Genomic DNA, 22,408 nt, shown 5'->3' on the forward strand with positions numbered 1-22,408 from the left:
TTAAACCTCTTTCACTTGAATTGTTTGCATCAACTGGGCAAAATTAGCCAGCTCAACATGCCCTGTGCGTTTTTCTTGGGCATTTAACATGCCTAGGGCATTAGCTGTTTTAAGCAGTTCGTGGTCTGATACACCACAAGCCAAACTGGCAGCAATCCCAGCAACTGTAGCATCGCCTGAGCCAACCGGATTTAAAACTGTAATTTTAGGGATTTCTACACGATAATAGTTGTCTGCGTGCTTAGCAAAGGCACCTTGGGCACCCAAGGTGACAATAACCCAGTCAATACCTGCAAAGAGCTCTTGGCTTAAGACTGCTTTGAGGCTGGCTGAATCAGCCAAGACCGGCTGGCCAATCAGTTGGGATAACTCAGCTAAGTTAGGTTTAATAACTGTTGGTTTTGCGCTTGAGCGCAAGACTTCAAGCAGAGCTGGACCAGAGCAATCTAGAATCACTTGCTTTCCTAAAGCATTGGCTAAGGAGATTAGTTTAGCGTAATAATTGGTCGGTAAACCAGCCGGCAAACTACCTGAGAGCGTCATGAGTTCTGCTTGCTCAAGTAGGGCTGATGCGTGCTTTAAGAATTGCTGTGCTTCTTGCTCACTAATGTTGGGACCAGCTTCTAGTATTTCTGTTTGTTGTTTAGCATGTAGAATTGCGATGCAATTGCGCGTTTGTCCAGCTATTGCTAGAAAATCGTGCTTGATGCCTGCTACCTCCAAGCCTTCTTGGATAAAGCTTCCTAGACTGCCACCTAAAAAGCCTGTCGCAAGCAAATCACAGTCCAGTTCTGATAAAACACGACTCACATTGAGTCCCTTGCCACCAGGTGTTTTTGACACTGCCTGAACACGATTAACCGTATCTAGCTCCAACTCTTCTAGCTGATAAGCAATATCCACAGCGGGATTAAGTGTTACCGTTAATATCATTTCAACTCCTTAGTCGTGATAGTCTCCTTTGTTCCATTTTTCTAAAAACTCCGCAAAAAAGTCAGGGTCTTCTTGGTGGTCATGATGGGTTTCTAAAGCAGCAATCTTAGCAATGAGGGCTTGATTTTCAGGGCTGGGTTGATAGTTAGCAGCAATAAAGGCATCTATAATATCGGTCATTAGTAAGCCACCGGTAATTTTACCACCAAAACCAATCACATTGGCGTTTAACTCTTCTTTAGCATAGATGGCTGAGGTTAAATCACGGACCAAGGCTGCGCGGATACCTGGCACTTTATTGACTGCATTATTAATCCCAACACCCGTTCCACAAATACAAATACCTAATTCAGCTTGGCCACTAGTAACAGCCTCGCCCACCTTTTTGCCATAAATTGGATAATGGGTGCGTACATGATCATAGGTTCCACAGTCAATAATCTCATGCCCCTTGCCTTTTAAATAGTCAACTATGGCAATTTTGTCATCTGTAACAATGTGGTCACATCCTACTGCAATTTTCATTTTCTACCTCATTTCTTTTCTTAGCACATTTTATTGAGCATATCAACACGTATTTGATGGCGGCCTGCGTCATAGCTTCCATTAACAAAGTCTGCTGCAATATGCTTAGCAAGGCCAGGGCCAACAATCTCAGCCCCAAGCGTAATCATGCGGGCATTGTTGTGTGCTCGAGTCATGTAAGCAGAACGTTCATCTGATACTTCAGCAGCAATCATGCCTTTAATCTTGGTGGCTACCATAAAAGGACCAACACCGTAAGCATCAACAACAATTCCCAGGCTATCTGTATCTTGCAACAATTTACTTGCCACTGCCAAGGTGTTGTCTACAAAATCTTTTGTAGTATCTGTGACATCAAGAACTTCTTTGCCTGAGGCTAATAGGTCTTCTTTAATAACATCTTTTAATTGGACACCCTTGGTGTCAGCACTGATAATAATTGTCATAGCAACTCCTTTGTTTGATTTTTGTCATAAAATGTTTAGAAATGTTTGAAACAAGCTAGTCTTTAGCACCAATAGTTTAACTACTGGTGCCGATACTTTTACTTGCTGGCTAATTGCTCTGCATAAACTGCGTTGCGTGCCTTCATTTGTTTGGCATACCAGGCAAATAATCCTAAGTAGAAAACCATAAAAATCAGTAGGCTAAAGATAGCCGATAGCTGAGCTGTTGTGGCTTGCCCAATCATATAACCAAAGATTTTTTCCATTGGACCTTCTAAGGTCGAATGAGTGATTAAGGAACCTGCCGGTGCTCCTGCTGGGAAGGCGCCCACTTTTTTAGCAAGCTCAGTTGCAAAAGGGGCAATCATGGTACCAGACAGCAAGAATAATGGTAAGAGGAGTGAACCAAAGATAATCATGCGAATCAACCGGCCACGGGTCACTACCAACAAGGCTGGAGTCATTCCCATTGCAATGATACCAGCCAAAGGTAAGATGCCATTGCCAACATGAGACAGCAAGATGGCTTCCACTAGCATGATGGGAGCAAGAATATTGGCACAGGCCCAAATTTCAGCACGACCGGCAATAAAGGGCCAATCAAGTCCGATATTAAAGCGCCGACCGCTCATCTTAGCATTAGCAAAGTTAGTAATCCCTTGTGAGAGAGGTTCCACAGCAGCGATAAACCACGAACCAATTAAAGAAAACAGTTCCAAGCAGGCGCCAGCTGTAAAACCTAATTCAAACCAATGTTTAATGGATGAAATGGTGAAATGGGGATCCCCCATAATCCCAATAACAAAACCAAGAATCATACCGATGAAGAACTTAGAGCCCCAAAAACCAATGGCTTTATTCAATTTGGCAGCATCAAAGTCATACTTATCAAGTCCTGGAAAAACCTTATCAAACAGTTTGTCCAACACCATGATGACCGGATTCATCATATAATTCATATGGGTTGAGGTCATTGGTGAATTAGGGCCTGCGCCAAGCAAGTCATCAAAAGTTGGTTTCATCAAATCAGAATTAATAATTTTTAGCACCCCAACCAAGATAACAGCAAGGGTAGCAATGATGAGAGATAAGACAAGTGGCAAGTGGTTGCGAGCAGCATACCACATAATGAGTAAACCTGTAATGGACAAATGCCAAATATCAAAGATGTCCACATCCAGCGTATTGGTTTTTTTCATGGTAATCATGACAATGTTCACAATTAACATCACCAATAAGAAATACAAGGTATAAGGCGAACCCCAGGTGATGGTGGCTAGTGGCGCCCAGCCCACATCAATAATGTTTAATTGAATCCCTGTATTTTTGACAAAGGCTTGAAGAGATTCAGAAAAAGCCGTTGTCAAGATCCCAATAATGGCGCCAATCCCTGTCAAGGCAATGGCTAACTTAATACCGCCTTCCAAGGCTTTGGAAAATTTAACACCAAAAGCCATTGCTAGCGTGGTCATGACAATCAGCATGACCACGCCAGAGCCCATACTAATGATTGGGTTAAAGGCTTTATTAATAATTTCTAAAAAAGCATGCATGGTTTATTCCCCTTTATTTACGACAGGTTATGATCTTTGATCACACGTTCTAGTTCTGTGAAAACTGGCTCACTCATCGCAGGAATGCGGTACAAAATGGGACCTGCCTCCACCACCGGAATGGGTAGGTCAAAGCCTAGGTCTGTTTTAGCAATCGGGGTAAAGATGTCATACTTTGCAACTAGTTCTTCTGTAATATCTTTGATCATAACAGCATCACAATGAACCTGATAGCCCCGCTCAGATAACTGACTTTCAATGGCATCTTTGATTTGGTGACTAGAGTTCACACCTGCTCCACAAGCAGCTAAAATTTTAATCATGAGACAATACTCCTTTTGTTAATAAATATTTTTTTAAAGCATCTTGATCTTCTCCTAGCGCTGCTAATTTTTCCAGATTACCCTTCGTCATGAAAAAAGACATCAGCTGAGAGAGAATGGTGGTTTGTCCGTCATTTCGGCTATTAATAATAAAGAAAAAATCGTTAACATAGCATTCTTGTGCAGGATTAATCATGTGTTTACAAGTAATGACATGACTGTTTTTAACATAGACGACTCGATCAACAAGGCAATAGGCCGTTTCCGTATGAGGAATGGCGGCATATTGAACTTTTGAACCGTCTTTAAAATCAATTCGTAAGCCAGTCGGAAAAAGCTGTTCTCGTTCTTTTAAAGCCTGGCGATACTGGTCAGTCACAAAATGGTGCTTGCTGAGGTGGTCAGCGACTTGATCAAAGAGTTCCTCCTGTGTGCTTGCTTGGGTCAATAGAACATCTGCTGACATTCTGTCCTCCTTTTTACCAATTGTTGTCAGATGATAGGGGTGAAGGCTGTTTAAACATGTTTAGTAATCGCTTTCAAAATTATTATAATGGATTCTCAAACATTTTTCAACATATTTTTTGATATTTTTTGTTTTTATTTGTTTGTTTATTCTGATTAATTGTAAAATCGAACAGTTTATGCTATGATTAGAAAAGCATCTAAGAAAGGACTCATTCTAATGCTAAAAAAAGAACGCCTGTTAAAAATTATGGAGAAAATCGAACTTAACGGGATTATTACGGTAAGTGAAATGATGGAAAGCTTACATATTTCAGACATGACTGCCCGCCGTGATCTTGATGAATTAGAAAAAGCCGGTAAACTTGTGCGCATCCATGGCGGCGCCCAGACGATTACGGCTCCCACAAAACTCGAAAAATCAAACTCTGAAAAATTAACAGTACAAATTACCGAAAAAAAAGAGATTGCCGCCTTAGCTAGTCAGTACATTAAAGATGGTGAAACCATTTTTTTAGGTCCAGGAACCACCTTAGAATGTCTAGCTGAGGAGTTAATCACGCGCCAACTCCGCATTATTACTAACAGTTTACCAGTTTTTAACATTCTCTCTACCAGCGATACACTTGATGTTATTTTGATTGGTGGGGAATATCGGGCCATCACAGGGGCCTTTGTCGGATCCTTAGCTAGCCAGATGATGGCTAAGCTTCGCTTCTCCAAAGCCTTTATCGGTTGTAATGGTATTTTCAATAATGACATCGCCACCTATAGTGAGTTAGAAGGCTCGATCCAACAACTAGCTTTTGAACAGGCTATTGAGCGTTTCTTGTTAGCTGATAGTCAAAAATTCAATACCTATGACTTTTCTGTTTTCTACCATGTCAATGCCATTGATACCATTATCACCGATCAAAATCTAGCACCAGCAACAAGAGACAATTACAGCACTCTGACCAATCTGGTGCTGGCGCCACATCAAAGCAAAAAAGAGGAAAACACTCAGGCTCTTTAAGCCGGTGCTTTCCTCTTTTTTATTATAGGGCTCACTTGGCACTGGTATACCACTCACCTGATAACTGGTTTTCCTTGATAAGCTTTTTGCTATTTTTTGACATCCTGGCAATGATGGGAATGTTCAAAAGAGCTCTGATCACATTCTACAGCTGATTCAATAATCTGATGTTGCTGGAACAAGTGATGAACTTGATCACGCACCAGGGCCTCATCACATCCAACTGCTACCTGAATATGCGTCATAGCCACATGGTGATACCCATCAATAGACCAAATATTGAGCTGATTGACTGCCACTAAACCAGGAATGGCTAGCATTTCTTCTTTTAAAGGGGCAATAGCTAAGCTAGCTGGCCGTTTCTCAAGAAAAACATGTAAATGCTTTAGAAACCTAGGAAGAGCCTTGATCAAAATAAAGACCGCAATCACCAAGGATAATAAGGGATCCAAAAAATACCAATCTGTAAAGCGCAAGACCACCGACACAATAATGACAGCAAGCCAGCCTAAAATATCCTCTAGAAAATGCAAACTTAACATCGATTCTTGCTCAGAATGCTCCTTATGCAGAACCTTGCTAGCTAAGCTATTCACGATAATAGCTATAATTCCCAAAATGAGCATCCCTTGTTCATTAACTGGCTGGGGTGCAAAAAGCTTACCGACATTTTCAATAATAATGGCCAGCGAGCCGCCAATGAGAATCAAAGAAGTCAACATAGCCCCAAGTAAGCTAAATCGCAAATAACCTAAAGTATACTCATGGTCACTAGACTTTTGCGAATAGTTTTCGAAATAATAAGAAAGACCAATAGCCAAAGCATCCCCCAGATCATGGATCGCATCAGCAATAATGGCACTGGAGTGAAATAGAGAACCAAAAATTAATTCAACCAGAGCAAGCCCCAGATTGACCACAAAAGCTATAAAAATCGCTCTGCTCGTCCTTGAGCCAACATGTTCATGTGTCATCAAAATCTCACAATCTAAGTATTTTTAAGCGAAGCGCATTTAAAACAACCGAAATGGAACTAAAGGCCATGGCCAAGCCCGCTAGCATCGGGTTAAGGAGCGGACCGCCAAAGAAGTAGAGCACTCCCATTGCTACTGGAATGGACAGGACATTGTAAATAAAAGCCCAAAACAGATTTTCCTTAATCACCCGCAAGGTCTTTTTACTAAGTTTTAGGGCCGTGATCAAGTCTTGGAGCTGTGGGCGCATCAAAATAAGATCAGCCGATTCTAAAGCCACATCGGTCCCTGTCCCAAGGGCTATCCCAAGGTCACTCGTGGCCAAGGCTGGCGCATCATTGATGCCATCACCTACCATGCCAACAAGTTTACCTTCTGCCTTGAGTTGGTTGATAGCCTGGGCTTTTTGATCAGGCAAAACATCAGCTATCCAACGTTCAATACCCAAGGAATCAGCAACAGCTTGCGCAGTCTTAGCATTATCACCTGTTAGCATGACTACCTCTATCCCCAGGGCTTTGAGTTGCGCTAGCGTAGCTTGGCTATCTGGTTTGAGCTGATCTGCCAAGGCCAGCAAGCCCAGCAAGTGGTGTTCCTCAGCCACATATATCAGAGTCTGACCAGCATAGGCTGTACCTGTAGCCTCAGCCTTTATTAAGTCCGAAGCTAACAGTCCAGCTTGACGCATCAACTTGATATTACCCACCAGATAATTTTTGCCAGCTATCTGACCGCTCAGGCCAAGGCCAGGGTGATTTTTAAAGTGGCTGACTGGCAAAGGCAGAGCTCCTGTCTGCTTAGCAGCTGCAACAAGCACGGGACTCAAAGGATGACTAGCCTGACTTTCCAATGAAGCAACTAGTTGCAACAATTTGTGCTCATTGCCCTGCCAGACTTTCAAACCGCTAAGCTTGGCTTGGCCCTGGGTCAAGGTACCAGTCTTATCAAAGACAAGTGTATCTAGGCGATGCGCTAACTCTAAACGGTCGCCCCCTTTAAAGAGAATACCTAATTCAGCAGCGCGGCCACTAGCTACCATAATGGCTGTGGGCGTTGCCAGTCCAAGAGCACAGGGACAGGCAATGACCAAGACAGCGATAGCGATGGACAAAGAAAAACCAAAGCTTTCTTGTAGGATTAACCACCAGAAAAGACCGCTCGCTAGGGCAAGTCCCATGACTAGTGGCACAAAAACACCTGAAACCTTATCTGCCAACCTAGCAATTGGGGCTTTTTGTAGCTGGGCTTTTTCGACTAAGGCAATGATCTGGTCCAAAACAGCATGACCTGCTGCTGTTTCAACCTGCATGGTAAAACTTCCCTCGCCATTAAGCGTAGCGCCATAAACAGGGCTTCCAGGAGCTTTTGTAACAGGCATGCTCTCACCAGTCAGCATGGACTCATCGACACTGGTTTGGCCACTGATGATCCGACCGTCTAAAGGAACCTTTTCGCCAGGCTTAACCAAGAGCTGATCTCCCACCTTAACTTCTGATAAGGGCAGCATCTGTTCTTTGTTATCGCCTACCAGGCGGGCTTGCTTGGCAGCTAGAGACATTAAGTGGGTCATAGCAGTCGACGTTCGCCCCTTGGCCAAGGCTTCAAAGTAATTTCCTAAGGTAATCAAGGTTAGAATGACTGCCACAGATTCGAAATAAAGCTGGTGACGAAAATCAAGGTAGCCCAGACCTATGGCCACTACACTGGCAAAACTGTAGGCAAAAGCCGCCAAAGTGGCTAAAGCTACTAAGGAATCCATGTTGGGATGGCCTTTGAAAAGGGATCTTAGGCCACTTTGATAATAATGGCGACCGAAGTAGATTACAGGAAGCGTTAAAATAAGCTCAAGGAGTGCCAGCCTAAAAGGTTGGGCAACCATAGAGACTTGACTAGGCAAAGGAAAGCCCAGCATGGGCCCCATAGCCAGATAGAGCAAAGGAAGCGTACACAAAGCTGATGCGACAAAACGCCGCCAAATAATCTGAGTCTGGTCTTTTTTAGGTTGAGCATCTGACAACTTGCCGCTGTTTTGCTCAGGGCGTGCCTCATAGCCTGCTGCTTTGACTGAGGCCGCAATGTCTTTAGGGCCTAGTTGATTTGGGTCATACGAGACCGTCAACTTTTCAGTCAATAAATTGACCTGGGCTTGCTCAACTGCCGGTAGTTGTTTAAGCGTTTTTTCAATCGTTTGGGCACAGGCAGCACATGACATACCTGAAATAGCATAGATCTCTTCTTTAGTGGCCATGACCAACACCTCCTTGCAAATGTTCTTGACACAGACACTGCCCTGGTATACAGTTACAGCTAACCACGGGAACGGTTTCTTTTTCTGCCAGGCGTAATTGCAGAGCTGATACCTGCTCAGGCGTGAGAGGGCAATCCAGAATCAAATGCTCTAAAATAGCATAGTGCTTGGTCTGACAGAATTTTTGTAAGACCTCGTCTAATTGCTGGGTCATAGCAGTTGTTTCATCAACAATAGCGTGATAAGTAAAGCCTTTGCCTTCTTTACAGGCCTGGAGGTAGCCCTTATTAAGCAATCGTTTCAAGAGTGTTTTTACAGTCGAGGCCGACCAGGTCTTCTTTTGATTGAGCACCGTTAAAATCATGCTACTCGTCGTTTCACCCTGTGTCCACACAACCCGCATGATTTCCCATTCTGCATTTGAAATTGACATGACATCCTCCTGCTATCGTTTACATTTGTAAACACATTATAGCAGGTCGATTGACAATTGTAAACCATTTAATCCACAGGCATGCTTTGCTCTATTGACAAAAATGTGACGTTTATTATAATAATATTGCCTTTAAAATAAAGCAAAGTTAAGGAGATCCGCTTGAAACACACTTGCCAAAAACGTATTCTACTATTAACAATGGTCACCATTTTGGCGCTCTGCCATACACTACCAGCAGACGCTAGTTCGCGCTCTTGGAAAAGCTGGTTTATCGAACAATATTTCTGGCTCAAACAAGACAAAAGTTACTACAAGGTCCAAGATGAGAGCAGTTTTAAAAAATACTTAGATGCATGCCAAGAGCAAAGCGACAAGGGCTATACGCTCGATGCCACATCAGTCAATGGCCAGCTCAAAGAGGAACAGCTTTTTGACATGCAGGTCTTCTCCTGGAATGACAATAATAAACCTAACCAAAAAACTATTTTCTATCTAGCTGGCGGGTCCTATCTCAACAACCCCACACCCTACCACATTAGCATGCTCAAAACCTTATCCACCAGCCTAGATGCTAAGATTATCTTACCCATTTATCCCAAGGCCCCGCGTTACACCTATGATTATGCTATGCCAAGACTAGTTAATCTTTATAGGCATTTTCATAAGTCAAACCAAAATATGACCTTGATGGGGGACTCCGCTGGTGGCGGTTTAGCACTTGGCCTAGCGCAAGCCTTTTTGCACGAACCAAGCCAGGAAAGCATACCCCAACCTAAAAACATCATCCTCTTGTCACCATGGTTAGACGTGACCATGAAGCACAAAGAAATTCCTCAGTATGAGAACTCAGATCCCATCCTATCCGCCTGGGGCTTGTCCCGTGTCGGCGAAATCTGGGCTAAGAATGCTAAAAATACCAATCATATCTATGTTAGTCCTAAGAATGGACCTGTTGAAAATTTAGCGCCAATCACCCTGTTTACAGGGACGCGCGAGATTTTCTATCCAGACATTCGTGATTATGCTGACAAGCTAAAAAAGGCTAACCATTCTGTTCATTACTTTGTTCAAGAAGGGATGAACCATGTCTATCCCATCTATCCGATTGACGAAGCCAAAACAGCGCAGTATCAAATCATTGATATTATTAAAAGTAGTTCCTAATGCCTTGAACCTGTTAGCACCTGGTGACTGCACCAATACAAAAAGATAAACCTGATTTGCTTTCAGGTTTATCTTTTTGTCTTTTCTAATCACCTGGCCTTTAAGTCGTTCTTTTGGCGGCTTAGTGATTTTTATCCAGATTGCGTAACATGTCATCAATTTTGTTACCATATTCAATGGATTGGTCTTTGATAAATTGCAAATCGGGAATTTTGTACATGGTCAGGTTTTTACCGAGTTCACGTTTAATCATCCCAGTGGCCTTTTCTAACCCGCGCTGCGCTTTTTGATTATCAGAAGCTAGGGTTGAATGAATCGTATAGTAGACTTTAGCCATGGAAAGATCACCCAACATCTGAACGTCAGTAATTGTGACATCCTGTACACGTGGGTCATTAATATGGAGGCGCAAAATTTCATTGACTTCACGCTTGATTTCCATTCCAACACGGTCTGCGCGATGATTTGCCATCTTAAATTCCTTTCTAAGGTTTCAAAAGTAAGTAGGGAGATAAGGGCAGGACCCTATAATTCCTTGTTAGAGCGAGCCTTATCCTGCCGACTTTTGAATGGGACTTGGTAGACCCACTACCTATTTACGCTTAATTTCTTCCATAATGTAAGCTTCAATTTGGTCGTCAATTTGGAGGTCATTGAATTTTTCAATCATCAAGCCACCTTCTTGGGCATTGCCAACTTCTTTGACATCATCTTTATAATGCTTCAAGCTAGCTAGTTTGCCATCAAAGATAACCACACTATCACGGATAACCCGAACATTTGCGTCTCGTGTGACTTTACCTTCTGTGACCATAAAGCCACCAATCGTTCCAACTTTGGAAACTTTGAAGGTCTCACGGATGATTGCCTCACCAATAATTTTTTCTTGGAAGACAGGATCAAGCTTACCTTTCATGGCTTCTTCAACTTCTTCAATGACTTTATAAATAATACTGTGCAGACGAATTTCAACCTCGTCTGATTCGGCTTGTTGACGAGCTTGAGGGGTCGGACGAACATTGAAACCGATAATCACTGCATTGGAAGCTTCAGCTAGGGTCACATCTGATTCATTGATAGCACCAACAGCAGAGTGAACCACATTAACACGAACGCCTTCAACATCAATCTTTAAGAGGGATGCAGCAAGAGCCTCAACAGAACCTTGAACATCTGCCTTAATGATAATGTTAACAGTTTTGATTTCACCAGCTTTTAATGTATCAAAGAGGTTATCCAAGCTAACACGTTGGGTACTTTGTCTTTGCTTCATCAAGGCGCGTTTAGCTCGTTCTTCACCAGCTGCGCGCGCTGCTTTTTCATCAGCATAGACTGCAAAATGATCCCCGGCCATTGGCGTTTCATTTAGACCAGTAATCGAAACCGGTGCTGATGGTTCGGCAAACTTGACGCGCCGGCCACGGTCATTTGTCATGGCGCGAACCCGACCAAAAGTATTACCAATAACAATTGGGTCTTGAACATGCAGGGTTCCTTGTTGGACAAGAAGGGTAGCCACCGCACCTTTTCCTTTATCTAATCGCGCCTCAATCACGGTACCGATAGCTCGAACAGTAGGATCGGCTTTGAGTTCTTCAACTTCTGCTACCAAGAGAACAGTTTCTAGTAGTTCATCAATGTTTTTATTGAACTTGGCAGAAATTTCTACAAACTCACAATCCCCACCCCAAGTCGTGGAAATGATCCCATGCTCTGCTAATTCCCCAATCACGCGCTCTGGGTTTGCACCTGGTTTATCAATTTTGTTAATAGCTACGATAATTGGTACGCCAGCAGCTTTAGAGTGGTTGATTGCTTCAATTGTTTGAGGCATAACCCCATCATCAGCGGCCACGATGAGGATCGTAATATCCGTTACAGAAGCACCGCGAGCCCGCATAGAGGTGAAGGCCGCATGCCCCGGTGTATCTAAGAAGGTAATTTTCTTGCCTGCTTCTTCAATCTGGTAAGCACCGATATGCTGCGTAATTCCCCCAGCTTCGCCAGTAGCCACACGCGAATTGCGCAAGGTATCAAGCAGGGTGGTTTTGCCGTGGTCAACGTGTCCCATAATGGTCACAACAGGTGCTCGTTCAACCATGTTTTCTGGATTGAGGTAGTCTTCGTCTGTAAAGAAGCGTTCAATGTCAGCATCATCAACTTCAACTTTAGCCTTAGCTTCAATCCCATAGTCTACCATTAATAATTCAATAGTATCACCATCTAAAGATTGGTTTTGCGTGGCCATGACACCCATCATAAACAATTTTTTAACAATTTCAGCCGGTTCACGTTTGATGCGTTTAGCGATTTCAGCAACTGTCATGCCTTCAGTGTATTCAAACTCTTTAGGCAGTTCATGAAATTTGCGCTCTGTTACTGGTTTTGGCGCTGATGATTGCTTGTTATTCTTACCTTTTTTGGATTTTTTATTCCAGTTACTATTTCTTTGATTTCTCACTTGGTTATGACTATTCCAACTCTTTTTATTCTGTTTTTGTCCTTCTTCGTGTCCTTTTTCTTCGTGACGCGCTTTTCCAGGACGGGTTTGCTTTTTACGTCTTACATCAGCTGTTTTTTCGACAACTGGTGCTACTGACTCATTAGTAGGGGTAGTTTGTGGATTTTGTGTTTGCTTCAAAGCTGCTTGAGCAAGCTTTTTGGCCTCTTCTTGAGCAAGTCGTGCTTGGCGTTTTGCTGCTTCTTCCTCACGAAAACGCGTTTCACGTTGCCGGAGATATTCGGCGTTTTGCTCTGCTTTTAATGCCGCAGCACGAGCTTTAAAATCAATCTTAGGCCCAGAACTGGCAGGTGATGGACTGGTCTTTTGGCTTGCTTTACGATCGCGATCACGACGATAATCATTTGAGCGTCCAGCACTTGCGGTTTTACCACGGCCTGAGTCATACTCACGATTGCTATTAGCTGAGCGGTTAGCAGCCGGACGCGAAGTAGCACGTTCAAACGATTGGCCGGCCTGTCGGTTTTGGTGCAGGCGACTGTCCCGCCCATCTGAGCTCTGCTGTCTAGAGCCACGCCGCTCATTTTGCCCATGCTGGTGTTGCTTACGGGCGGCCTGTTCTTTGGCGCGTGCTTCGCGTTCTGCCTTAAAGTTGCGACTCTTTGGTTTTACAGCCGGTTGCTGGGCTTTTGCCGCTGCCTGGTCTGATGAGCCCTCTACCGCTGCTGCTTTAGGGGCTAAGCCTTTAGCTGAAGTATCAGCTAAAGGACTTGGCTTTTCTTGAGTCGCTGGTTGTGGCTTCACAGACTGCTGCTTGGTGCTTGGTGCGGCCGCTGGTTGTGTCGAAAAACTGGCAATGATTTTTTGCGCAGCGGCATCATCAACGGTCGAGGCATGACTTTTGACTTCAAACCCTAACTGGTGTGCTTGTTCTACAACTTCTTTACTTGTCTTTCCAATTTCTTTGGCAATTTCATGCAATCTTTTCTTTGACAATTGCTGTCCTCCTATTCGTCTATTCCATAAGAGTCCTCATTTTCTTTGAAAATCCAGCGTCAGCAATAGCTACCACCTTGCGGGGCTTTCCTAGTGCTGCACTTAATTCCAGTGCTGCAAACACTGTGGAGACTTCTACATTATAATACTTACATTTATCAGTTACTTTTTTGCTTAGGTTAGGTCCAGCATCAGCTGCCAAAAAAACCAGCTGCAGGGCTTGTTGTTGAATGGCTTTTACTACCAATTCTTCTCCTGTGATAATTTTACCGGCACGTTGTGCCAAACCTAGCAATTGTAACACTTTTTCTTTATTATTCAAGGCCTAACTCTCTTCGTTTGACTTTATGATCGACATAAGCGATCAAGTCATCATAAAAGCTTTCAGGGATTTCCATTGCAAAGCTACGGTTGAAAACCTGCTTTTTCTTAGCTGCTTGGGCTTCGCTGTTATCCATTTTAATATAGGCGCCACGCCCGTTAGCTTTGCCAGTTGGGTCAATAAAGACTTGCCCTTCTTTGGTCTTAACAACGCGCAGCAAATCACGCTTGTCAATGATTTCTCCAGACACTAGTGATTTGCGTAAAGGTCTTTTTCGTTCTTTAGGCATTCAATATACCTCGTTTATTACTCTTCCTCGCTTGTTGGCTGTGGTTCAATAGCTGGCGCTTCGGTAGCTGATTCAATAGCGGGAGCTTGAGGATCGTCAGCTGCTGTAGCTGCTGCTTGAGCTTGCGCTTTTGCTTCCATTTCCTCATAGGCGCTAGCTGATTTTATATCAATCCGATAACCTGTCAAATGGGCGGCTAAGCGCACATTTTGGCCGCGGCGGCCAATCGCTAGTGACAGCTTGTTGTCTGGAACAACAACTGTGGCCCGCTTAGTGTCCTCATCATCAAAGAGGACCATGTCAACTTCTGCAGGGGCAATCGCATTGTAGATAAATTCAGCAGGATCATCCACCCATTGGATGACGTCAATATTTTCTTCGACTGGAATGTCAATGCCTGTCTTGGCATCTACGCGTGTTGGATGGAATTTGCTGATAACTTTTTTGATATTGCTACCACCACGCCCAACGATCGTACCAATAGCATCAACATTTGGATTATGGCTACGTACTGCCACCTTTGTGCGGTCACCTGCTTCACGTGAGACACTCATGATTTCGACTGTTCCATCAAAAACCTCTGGAATTTCTTGTTCCATGATTCGCTTGATGAATTCAGGATGGCTGCGGCTAACAAAAACATTTACTCCCTTGGGGTTGTTTTCAACTTTGTAGACATAAACTTCAATACGGTCATGTGATTTGAAGGATTCACCGGGAATTTGATCTTGATGCGACAGTTGGGCTTCTAGCGAGCCTAAGTTAACATAAATAAAGCGTTGGTCAAAACGTTCAACTGTTCCTGTCATGATTTCACCTTCATGTTGCTTATATTCATTGAAAGTGATTTCTCGCATCTGGCGACGCATTTTTTCCATGATGGTTTGCTTAGCTGATTGAGCAGCAACGCGGCCAAATTCGGTGACCGACTCTTCAAAGCGAATTTTATCACCCAGCTCATAAGCAGAGCTAATGGCTAAAGCGTCTTTTAAGCTGATTTCCAGGCGACTGTCAAAGACTTCCTCAACGACCTCACGAACTGTAAAGACTTGAAAATCAGCAGTCTTTTCATTAAATTCAATGACACAAGATTCCGATTGACCATAGCGACGTTTGTAGGCAGATTTTAAGGATTCTGTCACCGCGTCGATGATGTCCTCTTTGTTAATGTGTTTTTCTTCTTCCAAAATGCGGAAGGCTTCTAGCATTTCTTTGCTCATAGTCTTTTAGGCATGCTGGCTAAGGCATGCAATAATTCCTTTCTTTGTAAAACGTGGGTCTGATTGTCTTTACCTGAGCTAACCACAACCAGCAAAAGCTTATAATTTGACGGCTAAACGAGCTTTAGCAACCGATTGATAAGGAATTTCTACCTTTTTATGACGGGTTTTATCAAGGTAATCTAACACTAAGGTCTGACCATCAAATGCGACAAGATCGCCTTGAAAAACTTTAGACTTATCAATAGCTTTGTAAAGACTAACATTGATGTAGGATCCGACTGCTTGTTGCAAACTTTCAGGTGTTTTTAAGGGCCGCTCTAGACCTGGGCTTGAAATTTCCAAAAAATACTGACTAGGAAAGGGGTCAGGAGTTATCGTATCCAGCAATGGGCTAATAAGTTCTGTTAAATCACTGGTATCATCAACCGTGATACCACCTTCCTTATCAACTAAGATACTAAGGACATAGTCATGTCCTAGCTTTCCATACTCAATATCCACCAATTCAAAAGGCGCTTTAATAACAGGTTCTACCACAGCTGTGACCTGTTCAATCAGAGTTTGCTGTGCGATAAGAGCCACCTCACTTTCTTTTATTGTTCACCAGGCTTGTGCAGATCAGCAGTCCACCGAGTGGCACACATAAGAGGCGAAGTAAAACTTCGCCCCTTTTTTCTATATTGTTATCTCTTATTGTAGCACATTCTCAAAATAATGCAAGTCAAAAAGCGGTTTTAAGCCTGTCTTTTTCTGCTTGCCAAGCTTCTGCCTTCTTGGCTCCCTTGAAAACCAAAAAATACCAGGACGAGCCCTGCTATGCCCGTAACCTAGAACCACCCCAAAGTGTGAGACAACACGGTCACACCCAACTTAAGACAGGCAGCTCAGCCTGACGTCTTAAAGGAGAGCGAGCAGCCGATTAGGTCAGGCCAACAGGGCTTTGGAGCCAAACTTTTCCACAAGGGCTCTAAAAAAGGACCAAAGGATACCTGAGCAGCTGAGCCATTTGCCAGTGGACTTGGCCAAGATAAGACCCACCAATAGATAGATTAAAAAAATGACCAGAAGGTCAAAGAAATTTTTAACAATCTTTTTTAAAATCTTAAAATTGCCAGGGTGAAAAACGGGCAAACACCCTCAAAACCCTGATATATCAATAGGATAAAAGGAGAGGAGGGGATTCGAACCCCCGAGCCCCGTTAAGGACTACACGCTTTCCAAGCGTGCGCACTCGGCCACTATGCGACCTCTCCACTTGAAGAAGTTAACTTGGTAACTTCCTTATTCTATCATAGTTTTACAAAAATAGCTATTAAAATTTAGCTTCTAGTCGATAAATAACCTGACCCTTATTGGAAAACTTGGCTTCATACTCTGTCATGACATTTCCTTCATAGTCACTGGCATGTAAGTCTAACCAGACTCGCTTCAGAGTCATACCATATTGCGAGATGCTAGCTAAGCTATATTCAAACAAGCCTTGGTTGTCGGTCTTAAAATGAATTTCTCCGTGCTCTGGCAAGATTTCTTGGTAAGTGGCTAGGAAGGTTTTATAGGTCAGACGGCGTTTTTCATGCTTGGTTTTAGGCCAAGGATCTGAAAAATTCAAATACATCATTGCAACTTCGCCTTTAGCAAAATAATGGCCTAGGCTAGAGCCATCAACCCGCAAGAGGCGCACATTGGGCAAATCAGCTGCAAGCACCTTATCTAAAGCATAGCTCAGCACTGAAAGCTGCATATCAACTCCAATGTAATTAATCTCAGGATGCGCCTGAGCCATCCCTGTAATGAAGCCACCTTTACCAGATCCTACTTCAATATGAATGGGGTTGTCATTGCCAAAAAGCTCTTGCCACCGGCCTTTTGCCTGCTCTGGCTGCAAAATAACATATTCTGGGTGATTCGCTAGATGCTCTTTCGCCCCTTTTCGATTCCGTACTCGCATTATATCTTTCTAAATGTTTCTCTAAATCTGCGCAAAGCGTAAATCTCTTGGTTGACATGCTCCATATCGCGCTTATCAAAGCATCTCAAAATTTGAGTCAAATAAGATAATTGACCATACCAGACAATCTTTGATTTGACTTTTTCATTGTTTTTATAACCATAGTAAGTAAGCCATTCAGGCCAGAGAGTCTGGGGAATATAATGGCTCAACAGGTAGGCCACATCATACATCCGATCAGTCAAGCGAACAGAGTCCCAATCACACAAATAAATCATGCCACTAGTGGTAATGATCCAATTGCTATGCTTAATGTCTCCATGTACAATGGTCGCTAGATCTGTGCGAAAAGCCGGCAGGCTTCGCTTTAGTTCGGTTACAACACCTTGTATATAAGTGTTTTGCTGAATTTGCAAGGGAGCATTCTTTTCAAAATCTGCCAATAAATCATAGGGATTTTCAATCTTATAGTTTAACTGAAGCAATTGATTGACCAGCTGCTTGGATTTATGTAAGCGCAACAAGATATGAATGATTTGCTTACTATTCATATCTTGCCGGCTTAAAATCCGCCCATTAAGCCATTCTTGGGCGCTCATCATATCGCCATTAGCCATGCGTTTGGCCCACAACAATTGCGGAGCAATCTGCTCCTTTGCTAAGGCTGGCAAGATGGGCGTTGTATTTAGTTTGATAAAAACACTGTCCCCATTTGGATAGGTTCCCTTGTACGCTTTACCACTATTACCTCTTAAGGGTGTCAGCGTCAAATCTTGATCAGTTACCGTCACCTGTTCGCCCTCCTTCTTTCCTTAAATTGTCTCATTTTTACGGTTATTCTATTTTACTTGTTTTGACAAACTTAGTCAACGATCTTCTTCACCTTATAAGGAAGATAGATAACATCAAGCAGGCAAATGCCACCAAGCACTAAGCCAGCTTTTAGCAGGGAGCCAGCAAGGGCCAGTTGCGGCACCAGCAATAAGACACTGATTAGTCGCAAAAACTGTACTAATTGGCGAGCTCTGGCCTTGGGCTGATTAGCTGGTGTTAGCTGCACGAGATAGTGGTAGTCAAAATGCTGAGCCAGCGCTAGCAATTGGAACAATAACAGAAAGTTGAAAACCATGGCCACTGCAACACTAAGGTAAGACTGGGGAATAAACAGCAAAGACAGACCTGCCATCAAGAGCAAGCGGACAAACAAGCCTAGGTAATCTCCTGCCCGCAAAAAAGCGCGGCTATAAAGGTTGAGCCAGTAGCTGCTTGCCTTTTTGGGAAGAACTCCAAGCAGGGGATTGAGGTAAGTCCGTGGTTTGACCCGTGTTGAGAGACCTTTGACATTGGTAAACAGAGAATAAAAACGTAGGACTTTTTGTCGGCGCTCTGCTTCAAAGGCGATGGCTTGGTCCCACTTGAGTTGCTGCTTAGGCAGATACTTTGCTTGGCGCTGTTTAAAAATAAGGTACTTGCCAATCAGACTAAGGGCCAGGATTAGCACGATGAGCCAATAAGCCAAGTTTGCACGTAAAAAGATGGGCAAAAGGACTAAGAAAATGAGCGTCTGTAAGATGCTCCATTGGACAAAGGAACGTCTAAAAGAAATCTTTAACTGAGCTCGGATAGCTGCTTCTTGGACCAGTAAAAAGTGGCGATCGGCCGCTTCTAGATATAAGGGAATAGTTCCCATAAACATGGTTAAGAGGTAGAGGGCTACAATCAGGCAGATCAGTCCCAGCGGCTGGCTTGGAAAATGGCGCAGGAGCTGGCTATACTGATAGAGAACAAAGCCCAGCAAAAAGACCAAAACAAGGACAAAGTGGTCATTAAAGACATAGGGCAAGTACTTGAAGTGGAGGGCTTGGCTTTGAGCGCGGCGTTTACGAAAAAGAGTCTCAATCATCATGCATTATCCTCTTTAGTTAGAGCCAGATAAATGTCATTGAGACTGGCATTTGGGTCACCAAAGGCTTCTTGTAATTGCGACAGGCTCCCTTGAGCGCGAACTTGGCCCTGATGGAGAATCACAAAACGGTCACACATCTTTTCAGCCGAATCAAGGACGTGGGTACTCATCAAAATCGATTTCCCTTTTGCTTTTTCCTGCTCCAATAGCTGGATCAAATCAGCGATGGCCAAAGGATCCAATCCTAAGAAAGGCTCATCAAGAATCAAAAGACTAGGATCAATGACAAAGGCACAGATAATCATCACCTTTTGCTTCATCCCTTTGGAAAAATGAATCGGATACCAATCTAGCTTGTCTGATAAACGAAAGGTCTCAAGCAAGGGCTTGGCCCGCTCAAAAGCTAGCTCAATCGCAAGATCATAGGCCATGGCCACAGCTTCAATATGCTCTTTTAAGCTCAATTCTTCATAGAGGATTGGCGTTTCAGGAATGAAACCGATTTTTTGGCGATAACCAAAAGCATCTTCTGCCAAACGAACACCATCAATGGTAATATTACCCTGATAGGGAGTCAGCATGCCAATAATTTCATTAATGGTGGTTGATTTACCAGCGCCATTTAGGCCAATGAGGCCGACCAATTCACCATCATTTACCGCAAAGGTCACCTCTTTTAAGACAGGGATATTAAGATAACCACCTGTCACTTGATTTAGTGTTAACATAGTGTGTCTCATTTTCTAATTAATGTAGTTCTCTACTATTATAACAAAATCCCTCTATAAAGACAGCGGATTCCTTGTGCAAATCGCCGCCATTTTTCAAAAAGCTTGGATTGTAAAGGTTTGCAATATCTAAAGGCACATGCTAAGATAAAACTAAGTAACATGATTATTATTGAAGCGTGTCAAGCCACCATTCATCCTGTGGCTGGCCCTACTAAGCCATTTGCCCTCAGAAAGGATAGCCTATGAATGACTGTATTTTTTGTAAGATAATTGCCGGTGAGATTCCCGCATCGAAAGTTTATGAAGATGACCAGGTTCTGGCCTTTTTAGATATTACACAAACAACCAAGGGTCATACCCTGTTAGTACCCAAAAAACATGTCCGTAATGTGCTTGCCATGGATGCAGAAACGGCTAAAACAACCTTTGCAAGACTACCCAAAATTGCCCGTGGCCTACAAAAAGCAACCGGAGCACAAGCTATGAATATCATTAACAACAACGAGCCTCTGGCTGGGCAAACCGTTTTTCATGCCCATATTCATTTAGTGCCGCGCTACAGCAACAAAGATGGTATTGACATCCACTATACAACCCATGAGCCAGATTTTGCTGCCCTAGAAAGCTTGGCTAAAACCATCAGCAAGGAGGTCGCCCTATGCGATTAAGTACATTAGTAACTTTTGGTCTCTCAAGCGTTTTAGCCTATACCATTTTTCAAAACAAGGATAAGCTCCAAACAGCAGCAAAGCAAACCTTGCAAGAAAAAGAGGCCATTGAGGCGGATTTTAAACGCATCAAAACCAATTTAGCAACTATCAAAGCACAGATGCAAACCCTCGAAGACCTGAGTTCAGACTTAACCTATAAAACACGAGCTTTTCAACAAGATATTCAACCACGTCTTGATCTCATTAGCCAAAAACTGGCTGCACAGCAAAAAACCACTCCTCGCTCTTGATTTTAACTGCCTCGTTGCCCTTAGTAGAAGCGCAACTTAGCTTTTGCTAGTTTTAGAGGCAATTGCTAAAATCGCGCTCACTGGTACTTACGATTCAAAAAACCTCCAAGTGGTTACACCACAACTCACTCTCTAGCCAAATAAGCTAAGGATTGATTAAGTGTAACTAACTTAGAGGTTTTTATTGTGCTGTTTCGGCTGTAGATTGATCAGTAGCTGAACTAGGGGCTGCATCTGTCGTTGATGGGGCATTTGAAGGGGCAAGGCCAGCATCTGCTCCTTCAGAGGGTGTGTCTGCAAGCGAAGAACCGCCACTAAAGCGTGGCGCTGGTTCTTGCGCTTCTGACTGGGCACCGCCATAATACCTACTAGCATCAGGATAGTAATAGCCTTCTGTGTCTGACTGTGTGCCAGAGATGCCGGATCTTACCGAAACATCCGCACTGCTGCTATTTTCTTTCAAACGGCTGCCACCATATAATTCTTCATAAGTGATGGCATTAGTTTTTAAACTGGTTCTAGGACTTAGACCTAACTCCTTGCGAATGCGATTTTGCACCTCCAGCAGGTGTTCCTCGGGAACTAGCTGATAAGAGCCGCCATCAGCCAAGGTCACACCTTCGCCTTTTAGCTGATAGGTTTTGATGTGATTTAAGGCATCCTTGTATCCTAAAAGACTAGGGATTGTCCGCGAGGAAATCTCAATGTTGGTCTGCATATTATTGCTAACGGCTAGCAAGATTTTGCGATAAGAACTGACACTATCTAGGGCCAATACCTTTTTTAGCACCTTTTGAATGACTTCACGTTGGCGCTGTTGCCGGCCATAATCGCCGTCTGGGTCATCGTAACGCATCCGTGAATAAACAAGCGCCTGATGACCATTAATCTTATGGGTTCCTGGCTGTACTGTCGCTTGATATTCTGGCTCATGATCTGCTATGGAAATAGGAAAGTCAAATTTATTAGTAACCGTAATGCCACCCACAGCATCAACCAGATCAATGAGGCCCTGCATGTTGATTCGTACATACTTATCAACATTAATATGTAGCAAATCCTGAACTGTCATAATGGCCATAGGAGCCCCACCTGCGGCATAGGCAGCATTTAGCTTGGCTTCTACCCCTGTCATTTCATTGGACGGGCGGCCAGAAAGCTTGGTGAGAATATCGCGCTCCAAGCTGGTCATAGTGGTGCGTTTGGTTTTAGGGTTAATGGTCACTAAAATCATCGAATCACTATTACCTTGCCACTTGGATTTTCGTTCTGCCGAGCCTGTATCAACCCCCATCAAAAGGATAGTGAAGGGTTTGGTCTGCTTGATCACATCTTTGCGTGTGGAATTGGTCGAAAAGTCCTTAAAGGTCTTCGACAGCTCGAGTGTTGAAAACCGATAGGCACTTGTTGCATAGACCCCCAAAGCCACTAAAGTTGAAAGCAAGATAGCTGAGAGCATGACTAAAATTTTATTACGAAGTTTCATATA

At 43.4% G+C, this 22,408-nt stretch carries 24 protein-coding genes and 1 tRNA gene; 4 read left to right on the top strand and 21 right to left on the bottom strand.

Features of this window, described 5'->3' with window-relative positions:
• From K5J94_RS00290 to K5J94_RS00315, 6 genes are all read right to left on the bottom strand, one after another.
• A complete protein-coding gene (locus K5J94_RS00290) occupies positions 1-933 on the bottom strand; it encodes a tagatose-6-phosphate kinase (RefSeq protein ID WP_159564897.1) in 933 nt (310 codons plus the stop codon).
• Between the two features lie 9 nt (positions 934-942).
• The gene (gene lacB, locus K5J94_RS00295; RefSeq protein WP_159549715.1) at positions 943-1,458 is read right to left on the bottom strand and encodes a galactose-6-phosphate isomerase subunit LacB; all 516 of its coding nucleotides are present in this window, start codon (positions 1,456-1,458) and stop codon (positions 943-945) included.
• 20 nt (positions 1,459-1,478) lie between these two features.
• Positions 1,479-1,904, bottom strand: a complete 426-nt coding sequence (gene lacA / locus K5J94_RS00300) for a galactose-6-phosphate isomerase subunit LacA (protein ID WP_159561401.1) — start codon at positions 1,902-1,904, stop codon at positions 1,479-1,481.
• A 98-nt stretch (positions 1,905-2,002) separates the two neighbouring features.
• Entirely contained in the window at positions 2,003-3,457 is a 1,455-nt protein-coding gene (locus K5J94_RS00305; RefSeq protein WP_221913103.1) for a PTS transporter subunit IIC, read from the bottom strand.
• Between the two features lie 17 nt (positions 3,458-3,474).
• A complete protein-coding gene (locus K5J94_RS00310; RefSeq protein ID WP_159544346.1) occupies positions 3,475-3,780 on the bottom strand; it encodes a PTS sugar transporter subunit IIB in 306 nt (101 codons plus the stop codon).
• A complete protein-coding gene (locus K5J94_RS00315) occupies positions 3,773-4,246 on the bottom strand; it encodes a PTS sugar transporter subunit IIA (protein WP_159544348.1) in 474 nt (157 codons plus the stop codon). Before K5J94_RS00315 ends, K5J94_RS00310 begins: the two co-directional genes overlap by 8 nt.
• Positions 4,247-4,465: 219 nt before the next feature.
• On the opposite strand from K5J94_RS00315, the gene K5J94_RS00320 reads away from it, so the two are divergent.
• Positions 4,466-5,260 (top strand): DeoR/GlpR family DNA-binding transcription regulator, encoded by a 795-nt coding sequence (locus tag K5J94_RS00320; RefSeq protein ID WP_159544350.1) that lies wholly within the window; start codon positions 4,466-4,468, stop codon positions 5,258-5,260.
• Positions 5,261-5,349: 89 nt separating this feature from the next.
• On the opposite strand, the gene K5J94_RS00325 is transcribed toward K5J94_RS00320, so the two are convergent.
• Genes K5J94_RS00325 through K5J94_RS00335 form a run of 3 tightly spaced genes read right to left on the bottom strand, consistent with a single transcriptional unit; the run spans position 5,350 to position 8,915 of the window.
• Positions 5,350-6,234: a cation diffusion facilitator family transporter gene (locus tag K5J94_RS00325; RefSeq protein ID WP_221913105.1), complete on the bottom strand. Its 885-nt coding sequence runs from the start codon at positions 6,232-6,234 to the stop codon at positions 5,350-5,352.
• 7 nt (positions 6,235-6,241) lie between these two features.
• Positions 6,242-8,482 carry a heavy metal translocating P-type ATPase gene (locus K5J94_RS00330; RefSeq protein WP_221913107.1) on the bottom strand — a complete coding sequence of 747 codons (2,241 nt, stop codon included), beginning with the start codon at positions 8,480-8,482 and terminating at the stop codon, positions 6,242-6,244.
• Positions 8,472-8,915: a CopY/TcrY family copper transport repressor gene (locus tag K5J94_RS00335; protein ID WP_159549703.1), complete on the bottom strand. Its 444-nt coding sequence runs from the start codon at positions 8,913-8,915 to the stop codon at positions 8,472-8,474. The genes K5J94_RS00330 and K5J94_RS00335 overlap by 11 nt, the downstream gene beginning before the upstream one ends.
• A 201-nt stretch (positions 8,916-9,116) precedes the next feature.
• Between K5J94_RS00335 and K5J94_RS00340 the strand changes: the two genes are divergently transcribed.
• The gene (locus K5J94_RS00340) at positions 9,117-10,082 is read left to right on the top strand and encodes an alpha/beta hydrolase (protein WP_408022836.1); all 966 of its coding nucleotides are present in this window, start codon (positions 9,117-9,119) and stop codon (positions 10,080-10,082) included.
• 121 nt (positions 10,083-10,203) lie between these two features.
• On the opposite strand, the gene rbfA is transcribed toward K5J94_RS00340, so the two are convergent.
• The 11 genes from rbfA to K5J94_RS00395 all read right to left on the bottom strand — a co-directional run bounded on the left by rbfA (position 10,204) and on the right by K5J94_RS00395 (position 19,955).
• On the bottom strand, positions 10,204-10,554 hold the full coding sequence (gene rbfA / locus K5J94_RS00345) for a 30S ribosome-binding factor RbfA (RefSeq protein WP_159544360.1): 351 nt from the start codon (positions 10,552-10,554) through the stop codon (positions 10,204-10,206).
• A 120-nt stretch (positions 10,555-10,674) separates the two neighbouring features.
• Complete coding sequence (infB, locus tag K5J94_RS00350) at positions 10,675-13,539, bottom strand: translation initiation factor IF-2 (RefSeq protein ID WP_221913110.1); 2,865 nt, start codon at positions 13,537-13,539, stop codon at positions 10,675-10,677.
• A gap of 19 nt (positions 13,540-13,558) precedes the next feature.
• The gene (locus tag K5J94_RS00355) at positions 13,559-13,861 is read right to left on the bottom strand and encodes a YlxQ-related RNA-binding protein (protein WP_159544364.1); all 303 of its coding nucleotides are present in this window, start codon (positions 13,859-13,861) and stop codon (positions 13,559-13,561) included.
• Positions 13,854-14,150 carry an RNase P modulator RnpM gene (gene rnpM / locus K5J94_RS00360; RefSeq protein WP_159544366.1) on the bottom strand — a complete coding sequence of 99 codons (297 nt, stop codon included), beginning with the start codon at positions 14,148-14,150 and terminating at the stop codon, positions 13,854-13,856. The genes K5J94_RS00355 and rnpM overlap by 8 nt, the downstream gene beginning before the upstream one ends.
• Before the next feature lie 17 nt (positions 14,151-14,167).
• Positions 14,168-15,370: a transcription termination factor NusA gene (nusA, locus tag K5J94_RS00365; RefSeq protein WP_159549691.1), complete on the bottom strand. Its 1,203-nt coding sequence runs from the start codon at positions 15,368-15,370 to the stop codon at positions 14,168-14,170.
• 99 nt (positions 15,371-15,469) lie between these two features.
• Positions 15,470-15,955: a ribosome maturation factor RimP gene (gene rimP / locus K5J94_RS00370; protein WP_159544370.1), complete on the bottom strand. Its 486-nt coding sequence runs from the start codon at positions 15,953-15,955 to the stop codon at positions 15,470-15,472.
• 584 nt (positions 15,956-16,539) lie between these two features.
• A tRNA-Ser gene (locus tag K5J94_RS00375) sits at positions 16,540-16,626 on the bottom strand.
• A gap of 59 nt (positions 16,627-16,685) precedes the next feature.
• On the bottom strand, positions 16,686-17,321 hold the full coding sequence (trmB, locus tag K5J94_RS00380) for a tRNA (guanosine(46)-N7)-methyltransferase TrmB (RefSeq protein ID WP_221913112.1): 636 nt from the start codon (positions 17,319-17,321) through the stop codon (positions 16,686-16,688).
• Positions 17,321-18,112 (bottom strand): cell cycle regulator CcrZ, encoded by a 792-nt coding sequence (gene ccrZ, locus K5J94_RS00385; protein ID WP_159544374.1) that lies wholly within the window; start codon positions 18,110-18,112, stop codon positions 17,321-17,323. The genes trmB and ccrZ overlap by 1 nt, the downstream gene beginning before the upstream one ends.
• Positions 18,113-18,183: 71 nt before the next feature.
• A complete protein-coding gene (locus tag K5J94_RS00390) occupies positions 18,184-19,227 on the bottom strand; it encodes an ABC transporter permease (RefSeq protein ID WP_231700356.1) in 1,044 nt (347 codons plus the stop codon).
• Positions 19,224-19,955 (bottom strand): ABC transporter ATP-binding protein, encoded by a 732-nt coding sequence (locus tag K5J94_RS00395; RefSeq protein ID WP_159544376.1) that lies wholly within the window; start codon positions 19,953-19,955, stop codon positions 19,224-19,226. The genes K5J94_RS00390 and K5J94_RS00395 overlap by 4 nt, the downstream gene beginning before the upstream one ends.
• 245 nt (positions 19,956-20,200) lie before the next feature.
• On the opposite strand from K5J94_RS00395, the gene K5J94_RS00400 reads away from it, so the two are divergent.
• Together K5J94_RS00400 and K5J94_RS00405 are read left to right on the top strand one after the other, a co-directional pair.
• Positions 20,201-20,626, top strand: a complete 426-nt coding sequence (locus K5J94_RS00400) for an HIT family protein (protein ID WP_159544378.1) — start codon at positions 20,201-20,203, stop codon at positions 20,624-20,626.
• Positions 20,617-20,919: a hypothetical protein gene (locus K5J94_RS00405; protein WP_159564540.1), complete on the top strand. Its 303-nt coding sequence runs from the start codon at positions 20,617-20,619 to the stop codon at positions 20,917-20,919. The genes K5J94_RS00400 and K5J94_RS00405 overlap by 10 nt, the downstream gene beginning before the upstream one ends.
• A gap of 181 nt (positions 20,920-21,100) precedes the next feature.
• Here the strand turns inward: K5J94_RS00405 and lytR are convergent, their stop codons facing one another.
• Positions 21,101-22,405, bottom strand: a complete 1,305-nt coding sequence (gene lytR / locus K5J94_RS00410) for a glycopolymer--peptidoglycan transferase LytR (protein WP_159564538.1) — start codon at positions 22,403-22,405, stop codon at positions 21,101-21,103.
• Between the last annotated feature and the right edge of the window lie 3 nt (positions 22,406-22,408).

The sequence above is a fragment of the Streptococcus halichoeri genome (assembly GCF_019774635.1).
Taxonomy (GTDB): domain Bacteria; phylum Bacillota; class Bacilli; order Lactobacillales; family Streptococcaceae; genus Streptococcus; species Streptococcus halichoeri.